9 protein-coding genes are annotated in these 11,027 nt (G+C 48.6%); 6 read left to right on the forward strand and 3 right to left on the reverse strand.

Annotated elements, in window-relative coordinates:
* Nucleotides 1-624: 624 nt before the first annotated feature.
* Both ACR2PX_RS23485 and ACR2PX_RS23490 read right to left on the reverse strand, forming a co-directional pair.
* Nucleotides 625-1,044 (reverse strand): hypothetical protein, encoded by a 420-nt coding sequence (locus ACR2PX_RS23485; RefSeq protein WP_434001779.1) that lies wholly within the window; start codon nucleotides 1,042-1,044, stop codon nucleotides 625-627.
* A gap of 285 nt (nucleotides 1,045-1,329) precedes the next feature.
* On the reverse strand, nucleotides 1,330-3,024 hold the full coding sequence (locus ACR2PX_RS23490; RefSeq protein ID WP_434001787.1) for a GspE/PulE family protein: 1,695 nt from the start codon (nucleotides 3,022-3,024) through the stop codon (nucleotides 1,330-1,332).
* Between the two features lie 355 nt (nucleotides 3,025-3,379).
* Here ACR2PX_RS23490 and ACR2PX_RS23495 point away from each other — a divergent pair, with 355 nt between their 5' ends.
* Both ACR2PX_RS23495 and ACR2PX_RS23500 read left to right on the forward strand, forming a co-directional pair.
* Entirely contained in the window at nucleotides 3,380-3,637 is a 258-nt protein-coding gene (locus tag ACR2PX_RS23495; protein ID WP_434001780.1) for a hypothetical protein, read from the forward strand.
* Between the two features lie 89 nt (nucleotides 3,638-3,726).
* A complete protein-coding gene (locus ACR2PX_RS23500; protein ID WP_434001781.1) occupies nucleotides 3,727-5,052 on the forward strand; it encodes a GntP family permease in 1,326 nt (441 codons plus the stop codon).
* Here the strand turns inward: ACR2PX_RS23500 and ACR2PX_RS23505 are convergent.
* Nucleotides 5,040-5,654, reverse strand: a complete 615-nt coding sequence (locus ACR2PX_RS23505; RefSeq protein ID WP_434001782.1) for an inorganic triphosphatase — start codon at nucleotides 5,652-5,654, stop codon at nucleotides 5,040-5,042. The genes ACR2PX_RS23500 and ACR2PX_RS23505 overlap by 13 nt on opposite strands.
* 169 nt (nucleotides 5,655-5,823) lie before the next feature.
* Here ACR2PX_RS23505 and ACR2PX_RS23510 point away from each other — a divergent pair, with 169 nt between their 5' ends.
* The 4 genes from ACR2PX_RS23510 (at nucleotide 5,824) to argA (ending at nucleotide 10,628) form a co-directional block, all read left to right on the forward strand.
* Nucleotides 5,824-6,504 carry a TIGR00153 family protein gene (locus ACR2PX_RS23510; protein ID WP_434001783.1) on the forward strand — a complete coding sequence of 227 codons (681 nt, stop codon included), beginning with the start codon at nucleotides 5,824-5,826 and terminating at the stop codon, nucleotides 6,502-6,504.
* 23 nt (nucleotides 6,505-6,527) lie between these two features.
* Nucleotides 6,528-7,799, forward strand: a complete 1,272-nt coding sequence (locus ACR2PX_RS23515; RefSeq protein WP_434001784.1) for an inorganic phosphate transporter — start codon at nucleotides 6,528-6,530, stop codon at nucleotides 7,797-7,799.
* Nucleotides 7,800-8,060: 261 nt separating this feature from the next.
* Nucleotides 8,061-9,215, forward strand: coding sequence for an acetylornithine deacetylase (gene argE / locus ACR2PX_RS23520; protein WP_434001785.1), 1,155 nt, complete (start codon nucleotides 8,061-8,063; stop codon nucleotides 9,213-9,215).
* 105 nt (nucleotides 9,216-9,320) lie between these two features.
* Nucleotides 9,321-10,628: an amino-acid N-acetyltransferase gene (gene argA / locus ACR2PX_RS23525; protein ID WP_434001786.1), complete on the forward strand. Its 1,308-nt coding sequence runs from the start codon at nucleotides 9,321-9,323 to the stop codon at nucleotides 10,626-10,628.
* Nucleotides 10,629-11,027: the final 399 nt, after the last annotated feature.

Genomic DNA, 11,027 nt, shown 5'->3' on the forward strand with positions numbered 1-11,027 from the left:
GGTTTGAGACAGTTTTTATGATTATTTGAGGCGAATAGCGAGCTATTCAACGAAAAGAATCATAAAAAATGGCCAAATCCGGCTTTTTCGCAGTAGGTCAGTGGTAAGTCCGACAGGCTCCTAGCAATAAGCTGTTTACCTATTGGCGTAGTGATCCAGCCTGCTGCCAGAGCTCCTACATCATAGATGTATAACCGGTACAAATAGTTCACCTCATCACTCCAGAAACAGCAAAGTATCCACATTATTTCCCCCTTTTTTATAGTGGTCTAATTACTCACCCTAGAAGGGACAACGCCACCTTCTTTGCACCAGGCCACACCCACTTATTTAGAGCATTACTTTCAGTTTGTACTGGGACCTAAATTACGGAGCTCTGGACGCACGAATATATTGCCCAAAAACCTGCCCACGACAGAGTACGACCGTACATATATCTATAAGAAATAAGTGGTTAGACCACCCATTCAATTGCTTAACAGCAACGGGCTTACGTGACAGCGGCAGTTTGGGGAGACTTACTATCATTTCATCACACCGCTAAAGCACTCTCTTCTAGACAAACAGCAACAACTCTTTGTATGTGTAGCAGTGACTGCATGCGGAATCTTTCAACAGCCTTGATTACCTTTGCAGTTCCTTGATCAGCAGCCCCATCCCCTTGGCAAGTTCCTTCACCGCTTTTGGCGCATATTCTATTTCAACCCAACGTTCATCCTTGTCGGGATATAAAATCCAGCAACGCTGTTCGATACTGGAACAGTTTGACTCCAAAGTATGAGCAACGCCGTATACTGTCAGAGCATTATTATTCCTGACCAATCCCTGCTCCAGCTGCTGTTGGCGCGTCACAACCAACTCCCCTTCCCTGTTGGCTTTAACGGAATACTCAATGGATGACTTTCTGGCTCTGTCCTTAATAGCATTTGCCTTCAGCAAACTGTTTAGATAGGACTCCAGAACCAGATCAGCCATAGCAGGATCAAAATTCTGCTGCATCTGCTCAACAAATGTTTGAGGTTGCTCGGTAGGTTTCAATTCCATTACTTTCTGCGCCTGCACTGCAAAAGGTAATAGAAGAAGACATGTAAGAGTAAGTGTTTTCATTATTATCCGACTGTTCCACTGTCACTTCAGATATTAATATCGAACAGTCGGTGAGAGACTTCAACGATTTCTTTTTTAAGCTGAGAGCTAGCCCGGACATTTCATAAAGTGTCGAAGGCCAGGAGCCTGACCGAGAATAGTGATCGAGATTAAAATTCAGTAGACCGAGGTCATTTTTTCTGGATTTCAGGCTGATCTATCTATTCTCGGCCAGGCTCCTAGTCAATGCTGTTGATCGGGAGTTACCCTCATCACTTCTTCGATGGTAGTCAGTCCTGATGCGACTTTCTGGGCCCCAGAAAGACGAAGGCTATACATACCTTCTTTGATGGACTGACGACGCAGGCTTTCTATATCAGTATTCTCTTCCAGCAGGGTCTTGAGAGATTGAGACATAGGCATTAATTCATAAACACCGGCCCGCCCTCTATAGCCTGTATCACGGCATTCAAGACAACCTACTGGCTGAAAAATCTGTGAGGGAGCTGGAGCTGACCAGGGACGAGTAAGGGATTTCCAACCGGGCTTATCGAGTTTCACAGGCTGTTTGCAGGCAGGGCAAAGCGTTCGAACCAGTCGCTGCGCCATAACCCCAAGAACAGTCGCTTTAATCAGATAATGTGGTACCCCCAGCTCAAGCAGGCGGGTAATAGCAGAAGGGGCGTCGTTGGTGTGCAGAGTAGAGAGCACCAGGTGACCCGTCAGCGCCGCTTGAATGGCCATTTCAGCGGTTTCCAGATCTCGAATCTCACCAACCATGATGATATCCGGATCCTGACGTAAGAGTGCTCGCAGCCCACTGGCAAACGTCAAATCAATATTATGCTGGACCTGCATCTGGTTGAAGCTGGACTCTACCATTTCAATAGGGTCTTCAATGGTACAGACATTCACCTGTTCAGTAGCCAGACTTTTCAGGGTCGAATACAGTGTTGTTGTTTTACCCGAACCGGTCGGGCCGGTAACCAGAACAATGCCATTGGGCTGTCCGGTCATATTAGTCCAGCGACGTTCATCTTCTCGGGAAAAACCCAGCTCTCCAAAGCCCTTAACCAGCACATCCGGATCAAAAATCCTCATGACCAGTTTTTCCCCGAATGCCGTCGGTAATGTTGAGAGTCTCAACTCGACTTCATTGCCATCCGGGTTGCGAGTTTTCAGTCGACCATCCTGAGGTTTTCTTTTTTCGGCCACATTCATACGACCCAGAATTTTCAGACGGCTGGTCACTGCAGCAGCCACCTTGGCAGGCATTTGATAGATCAGGTGGAGCACCCCATCAATTCGGAAGCGTAGATGGGTTTGTTCTCTCCTGGGTTCGACATGAATATCACTGGCCCGTTGTTCAAATGCATACTGGAGCAGCCAGTCCACAATGTTAACAATGTGCTGGTCATTGGCATCCGGAGCCTTCATGTTGCCCAGCTCAAGCATCTGCTCGAAGCTATTCAACTGAGTCGATTGCACCCCATTGTGCTCATTAGCTCCCAAAATCGACTGCGCCAGTCGATAGAACTCTGAGGTATACCGTCGAATATCCGCTGGATTGGCAATCACCCGCCGGATTTCCTTACGGTTAATATGCCTGAGGTTATCTTCCCAGCCACTGTGCCAGGGTTGGGCAGAGGCAATGACAAGCTCATCTGCAGTCACTTCTACTGCCAGGATCTGGTGACGTATGGCATAAGCGTGAGACATAACCGGAGTAATGGCTGCAGCATCAATTTTCAAAGGATCAATGTGGAAGTATTCCTGACCGGATAGATCTGCCAACCAGTCCATTAGAGAATCAAGATCAAGTGATGCTCCGTTTCTGGCATCCACCAAATTCTGTGAAGCAATGTACTCCAGGGGATGAAGCTTGAGTTGATCCGCATTGCGATGACGAGCCAGTATTTCATCCGCTTCCGGTTGCATGAGACTGCCGGACTGAACCAGATCAGAGACAACGGTCTGCAGATCCAGAAGGAGCACCCTGTTCTTGAGTGAGGCCTTGAATTTGTTTGCGTTTGACTTCGTCTCTCGGACACTGGTCACTGTCGATTCCTTTTTACCGTGAAAAATTTTCCATCCTCAAAGGCAATGAAAAATTGTTTCGGTCGCTCATGGCTGCTTTTGTCTACAAAGACTATTTATCGGCAGACTCATGGCGATTAACTGCTTATTCTGATTCTCGCTATTCTCCCCTAAACCGTCAGCTTATGCCTATAAGAAAATTCGGGCTTTAAGCTATAGTTCAATTAAGTATATCGCCGTAGGGCAAGGAGGCCTTATGTCTACCACACCGATTCCTCCAGGTTCAGGCTCCCAGTCTGTTATTCCTGTCGATAATGCCGAAGAAAAGGTCGAAGAAAACAAGAATCAGCCCAAATTCAAAAAGATGACCTCCGGTGGCCCTGGAGCTGGCGGGATGAGCCTTAAGGAAAGAATGGCCCAGAAGAAAATTCAACAAGTTGACCCTCAAAATAACGTCACTTCCCAGACAGGAACCTCTTCAGAAGAGCCCGGCACAACTGGAGAGACTGAATAACCCGTAACTGATAGCCACCCTGATACGGGGTGGCCATTTCCCTTCTATACTCCCGTTTTTCCAATGAGATTGCCTCAAGACATTTCACTGTGGATCAATCAATACTGCACAGCTTCCTGTTCATTTTTTCCCTGATAGCCGTCATTCTTCTATTGATCGGTCGCTACCGATTATCGCCGTTCATTGTTCTACTGCTCTGCGCATATGCAGTGGGGCTGTTGTCAGGACTACCGATCTCTGACATTACGCCCCAAATATCCAATGATATGGGGAGAACCTTTGGTGACGTCGCGTTACTGATTCTTTTTGGCGTATTGCTGGGCAATATCCTGGAAAAATCCGGGGGGGCCGTTCTGCTGGCAGAGAAACTGATCTTCTCGCTTGGCAAGCGCTTTCCTTCACTGGCTATGGGGATCGCCGGATACATTATATCGATACCAGTGTACTGTGATTCCGGCTTTATCCTTCTGAACAGTATCAGACAGTCCATTGCCCAAAGAACTCAATGCAATCCCACCTCTCTCAGTGTTGCCCTCGGTGGAGGCTTGTTTGCTACCCATGCTCTTGTTCCGCCTACGCCTGGCCCGGCAGCAGCCACACTGATTCTGGGCATTTCTCCCAGCCTGGTTATTCCATGGGCTATGGCTCTTGCACTCATGTCCACTCTTGTAGCCATTTTATGGGGAAAGTGGGTGATTCGCTGGCTCGACGAAGAGGATAGTCTCCCCATTAAAAAACCTCACGCAACCAAAGCCATGAGTCAAAATAATATCTGGCTGGCTCTGGTCCCGATTATTTTGCCTCTAATGCTAATGTCCATGGCCAACTTTCAAGTTGAAGAAAAAGAACAGGGCTGGGCCCTGTTTCTTTCACAGCCTGCCAATGCCCTTTTTCTGGGCTTACTGGCCAGCTGGCCATTGGTTCGAAAATGTCAGACAGGACTCACTGAGATGCTCAGTGAAAGCATTCACGCATGCGCCATGATCATTCTGATTATCACAGCCGGTGGGGCTCTTGCTGGTATGCTGACTCAGACAGGGCACATAGCCCGAATTGCTGAAGGACTGCCGGAGAACCTCGGACTGGTGCTCCCGTTTCTTATTGCTGCACTGTTTAAAACAGCCCAGGGTTCCACCACAGTGGCTTTGATCAGTGCCGCCTCTATGATAGAACCTCTACTACCTGGCTTGGGTCTGGACTCCCAACATGGTCGACTGTTGGCATTTCTGTCAGCAGGGTGCGGATCCATGATGGTGACACACGCCAATGACAGCTATTTCTGGGTCGTCACACAATTTTCAGGCATCAGCCCGGCAACAGGCTTTAAATCTTTTACAATCGCTACCCTGCTTCAGGCTCTGACAGGTCTGATGGCTGTCCTGATACTAGGCTCCTGGCAACATCAACCTTTTTGAAGCAGTTCAAAACCTCTCTCGGCTTTGCTTTTGTCAGCAGGCTTCAAATCAATCTCTTCGGCCAGCTGATCTGCAATACTCTGAAGAGCGTTTTCATCACCCTCTATCAACTCCAGTTCCAACTCACAGATGACACTGCTGGCTTCTCCAGAGCGAACATGGCCATAGTCCAAAGCGACCTCCACTCTGGCGCTTGGCTCAGACCACTCCACCAGCCAGCACGTGCGATCAAAGTCTGTTGAAAAAAGCGGTATCAAAGCATCTGAAGGTAAAGGCCCCAGGGATTCTGGCCAGACCTTCTGTAGCCCTTCAATATCGAGCTCTGGGCGCTCAATGGTCCATTCCCATTCGCCTCGGCGGGTCAGCCCGTTAACGCTTTCGCCCTTGGTTTTCAGAGTCTGAAAATACTGACCATTTTTCTCTCTGATACGCAGAGCAACCCGTGCCTGATTCAGCTTTCGGGAGGCTGTATCAAAGTAGGTATTTCCCAAATGAAAAGTTTCTGGTGCCGAGCTGGCGAACTTTTTCCAGAAAGGAAGTGTCTTAAGGGCTTGTATCTGCGCCTTTGGCAGAGACAGCTTTAACTCTGTTTCAGTACTCATGGGTTAGCTGACCGACGGCTAAAAAGCTCATTTTACCTGCAAGCTGAAGGGTTTGTTATGGCAAATGAGCACCTGAATCTCCCACGCATTTCCAGTGCAAGTGGAATTTCAGTGTACAAGTTTCAGTCAGCTCCTATAATTTTTCGTTCAACCCGACAGGTCTGCGACTATGGCAACCAGCAACCTATTATCGAGTGTATTTGGTCGTTCTCCTATTGGCCCGATACAAAAGCACATAGCTAAGGCACATGAATGTGCCATACAGCTAGAACCCTTTTTCAAAGCGGCGTTTGATGGTGACTGGCAAGAAGTTGAAAACATTCAGAAAACCATCGTCGAGCTGGAGCACGAGGCTGATGTCATCAAAAAGAATGTCCGCCTCTCTCTGCCAAAAAGCCTGTTTCTGCCTGTTCCCAGAAATGATCTTCTGGTCATCGTTACTGTGCAGGATAAGGTTGCTAACAGAGCCAAGGATATCGCCGGCATTGTTCTGGGCAGACAGATGATGATTCCTCAGGAAATGAGGGAGGCCTTTCTCGACTATTTAAAACGCTCCATTGCCACATCAGCTCAGGCAGTGAGAGCCATGGACGAACTTGATGAACTGGTTGAAACAGGCTTCAGGGGAAGAGAAGTCAATCTGGTCGAAGAACTGATAGAAGAGCTGGATCAAATAGAAAGTGATACGGACAAACACCAGATTGAAGTCAGAAAAATTCTGTTCAAACTGGAAAAAGATCTTCCCCCGGTGGATGTCATTTTTCTATACAAAATTATTGATTGGGTCGGTGATCTGGCAGATCGCGCATCAAGAGTTGGCAGCTACCTTCAATTGCTGCTTGCCCGTTAACTCTCTTTATTGGAATAACATCCATGAGCATTATCGCTGAGTATGGAACGATACTGCTGATTTTGGCCTGCCTCTTTGGTTTTTTCATGGCCTGGGGCGTGGGAGCAAACGATGTAGCCAACGCCATGGGAACCTCTGTGGGTTCCAAGGCGTTGACAATCAAACAGGCCATTATCATTGCCATCTGTCTGGAGTTTCTGGGAGCCTACCTGGCGGGAGGCTCAGTCACCGATACGATTCGAAAAGGTATCATTGACCCCAATATGCCTGAGTTGCTGGAGAACCCACAACTGCTGGTGTATGGCATGATGGCGGCTCTGCTGGCTGCCGGTACCTGGCTACTGGTTGCCACCCATTACGGCTGGCCAGTTTCTACCACTCACTCCATTGTCGGATCCATTGTCGGTTTTGCCGCTGTCAGTATCTCGGTGGACGCTGTTAACTGGGGGAAAGTCAGCTCTATTGTTGCCAGTTGGATCATCTCTCCCATCATGTCCGGCTGTATTGCTTTCATGATTTTCATGAGTGTTCAGAAGTTGATTCTGGATACTGACAACCCTTTCCGAAATGCCAAGCGCTATGTGCCGGTCTACATGTTCCTGGTCGGTTTCATGATGGCTATGGTCACCCTGATTAAAGGGCTCAAGCACATTGGCCTGCCTCTGGATTACCAGGAAAGCATTCTGATCTCACTGCTGATCGGCCTATTGGTGATGCTGGCGGGAAAAATGGCTCTATCCAAAATCAAGGAGGATGCCCAGGCAGATAAGGCATTTCACTTTTCCAGTGTTGAAAAAGTCTTTGGCGTGATGATGATCTTTACTGCCTGTTCCATGGCTTTTGCCCATGGTTCCAATGATGTGGCCAACGCCGTAGGGCCACTGGCGGCTGTAGCCAGCATTGTCACTAGCGGTGGCGAGATTGCAGGTAAAGCAGACATGCCAAGCTGGGTTCTGCTCTTGGGTGCAGCGGGTATTGTTGTGGGTCTGGCCACCTATGGGTACAGAGTCATGGCAACCATAGGCACAGCTATCACCGAATTGACTCCCAGCAGAGGGTTTGCAGCAGAACTCGCTGCAGCCACGACCGTCGTATTGGCCTCCGGTACCGGGTTGCCTGTTTCCACCACTCATACTCTGGTAGGGGCTGTGTTGGGTGTAGGTCTTGCAAGAGGCATTGGAGCACTAAACTTGAGAGTGATCGGCACTATTTTCATGTCGTGGTTAATCACTCTACCCGCCGGAGCCTTCCTGGCTATTGTCTTCTTCCATATCTTGAAACTGATTTTTGGCTAATAAGAGGGCTCGTTCGTGAGCCCTCTCTCTCAACCCTTTACTTCTCACTCAAGACTCCTGACGTACCTATCCCGGAAAAGGGCTGTTATGATGCTAAAAAGGCTGTTGATTTCGACCGTAGCCTGGCAGTCAGGCAGCCATGGGCAATAGAATCTGCTTTACATCACTTTTAGTGATAGAAGACTGCTCAAGGTAAAAGCCTGGCACTTTTGTTTATTATTTCTGTCCAATTTTCGAACGATTAGAACCAAGGACCTGATAATGTCTGGAATCCAGCAACCTGATCTGAAAGCAGTCCTGTCCCGGTTGATAGAGATTCCCTCTGTCAGCTCCACACAGCCTGAGCTGGACATGGGCAATATGCCGGTGATTCATGAATTGGCAGGCTGGCTTGAAGCCATGGGATTTTGCTGTGAGATCATGCCAATACCGGAAGAACCGCTGAAAGCGAATCTGATCGCAACTCTGGGTTCGGGACCCGGTGGATTGGTGCTGGCAGGACATACCGATACAGTGCCTTACAATGAAAACCTCTGGCAATGCGACCCTTTCTCCCTGAACGAATCTGATAACCGGTTTTATGGCCTGGGTATCTGTGACATGAAGGGATTCTTTGGTCTCGTGATGGAGGCTGTAAAAGATTATCTGAAGGCGCCTCTGAAAGCGCCTCTGATTATTTTGGCTACAGCAGACGAAGAGTCTTCCATGAATGGTGCCCGGGCTTTGGCTGCAGCAGGCAAACCCAAAGGTCGATATGCGGTGGTTGGCGAGCCAACAGGCATGCAGCCTGTCTACATGCATAAAGGCATCATGATGGAACGCGTTCGGATTCTGGGGCAGTCTGGCCATTCCAGCAATCCAGCCCTGGGCAAAAATGCCATGGAAACCGCCCATAAAGTGATGACCGAAATTATGACGTTCCGGGAAGAACTGTCTCAACAATACAACAATCCGGGCTTTGCTGTACCCACGCCTACGATCAACCTTGGCTGCATTCATGGTGGCGACAACCCAAACAGAATCTGCGGCCACTGTGTTCTGGACTTCGACGTCCGTCTTTTACCCGGTATGGACAGTCGGGAATTGAGAGAAAATCTGAGGCAACGCCTTCTGCCAATTGCCAGAGCAGATAACGTTAAGCTGTCTCTGGAAGCTATTCACGACAGTATTGACCCGTTTGATGGCTCAGCCGACTCTCCACTGATCAAGGCCTGTGAAGACTTAACCGGCTATTCTGCAAAATCTGTCGCTTTCACCACTGAAGCCCCTTTCTTCAGCCGAATGGGAATGGACACCGTTGTGTTGGGACCTGGCGATATTGACCAGGCTCACCAACCCGATGAATACCTTTCTATAGACAGAATTAATCCAACGATTGAGCTGTTAAGATCCCTGATACGACGATTCTGCCTGTAATCAAAACCGGAGATGCTGGTCGAAGATAAATAGGGCATAAACCTTTGTTAACCCTGTAACCCAGCAATAATTCTGAAGCAGAATGAACGAGATGCATCAGCAGCTATGAGCTCAAACAAAAAAGATTACGTGAAGTTTTTCCGGCAGAGTTCGCCTTATATTCACGCCCATCATGGCAAAACGTTTGTCATCACACTGGGCGGTGAAGCTCTGGCAAGCCCAAACCTGAACAATATCATCAACGATATTGCCCTGTTGAGCAGCCTGGGAGTCAGACTCGTTCTGGTACACGGTGCCCGACCACAGATAGAAGAGCGCCTTAGTACCCGGGGGCTTGAATCTAAGTTTCATAATGAAAAACGAGTGACTGACCGTCAGTGCCTGGAGTGCGTGATGGATGCGGTGGGCAATCTTCGTGCTCGTATAGAATCGAAGCTTTCACTGGGTCTGGTCAACTCTCCCATGCACGGAGCCAGCATTCGGGTCATTAGCGGCAATTTTGTGACGGCAAAACCTTTAGGTGTGATCGATGGACAGGATTTTCTCCACACCGGGGCTATTCGCAGAATTGACAAAGAGGCTATTCAACAGCAGCTCGACAGTGGCTACATTGTTCTTCTCTCTTGTCTTGGCCACTCCCCAACCGGGGAGCTCTTTAACATGGAGGTGGAGGAAGTCGCTACTCATACGGCCATCAGCCTTGAAGCCGAGAAATTGCTTTTGTACTCAAAGCTTGAGGGCGTGCAGGACCCTCAGGGTCAGCACATCAGTCGTCTCTCTCCTCAGGAAGCCGGAAAAGTGCTCCAAAGTTTGCAAGGTGCGAGTAGAAGACTGCTTTCTTCCGCGATCTCTGCCTGTCATGGGGGGGTCGATCGAGCACAGCTGATCAGTTATGAGCAAGACGGCTCATTGCTGCTGGAACTCTTTACCCGTGATGGCTCAGGTACAATGGTCTCGCGTGATCGCTATGAAGAAATCCGTGCTGCCAGCATTGAAGATGTGGGTGGTATCCTCGAGCTCATCAGACCTTTGGAACAAAAAGGCATCCTCAGAAGACGTTCAAGAAAAGAGCTGGAGCGTGAGATTCGTTTGTTTCGAGTCATTTCCCTGGACGGCATGATCATAGGCTGTGCCGCTATCCATCTGTTTTCCGGTGAAAACACCGCAGAGCTAGCCTGTCTGGTGGTACACCCGGATTACCGGGAAAAAAATCGGGGGGACCTGCTCCTCAGCTCAATAGAAGAGCAAGCTGCACAGCAGGGAATGGAGATACTTTTTGTCCTCACCACCCAAACCAGTCACTGGTTTGTAGAGCGTGGTTTTGCAGAATCAACACAAAAGTCTCTGCCTCAGGAAAAGCGCAATCAATACAATCCCGAGAGACAATCAAAGATACTGGTCAAGAAACTCTGAGATTGCTTCTTATCGTTGGCCCCTGATTTGGGGCCAACTTACTCATCTTTCATATTCAACCAATCATTAGCCCATGCAATGCTGTATCCCAGCGGCCAGCTGAGACCATAATTCTGACCTTTGTATCTTACAGACTTGCTGACCAACAAATGAGTATCCGGTTTTAGCCCTAAACGATCCAATAGCTCTGCCATATAAATAAACTCAGCACATATTCTTTCTGGCGAAGCTTTCCTCGGCACGCCACTGCTGGAGAAATCTTCCTCCAGAGGAGGGGTTTGAAACAGTATTGAGTAATCTATGATTATCTATCATAATCTCATACTATGGATAAGAGATTAGTCAAGATTGGTGAAGCAGCTCGCTTGCTGGGTACTGACCACTCAACATTGAGGAAGT

It is taken from the genome of Endozoicomonas sp., from assembly GCF_051008435.1.
Lineage (GTDB): Bacteria > Pseudomonadota > Gammaproteobacteria > Pseudomonadales > Endozoicomonadaceae > Endozoicomonas_A.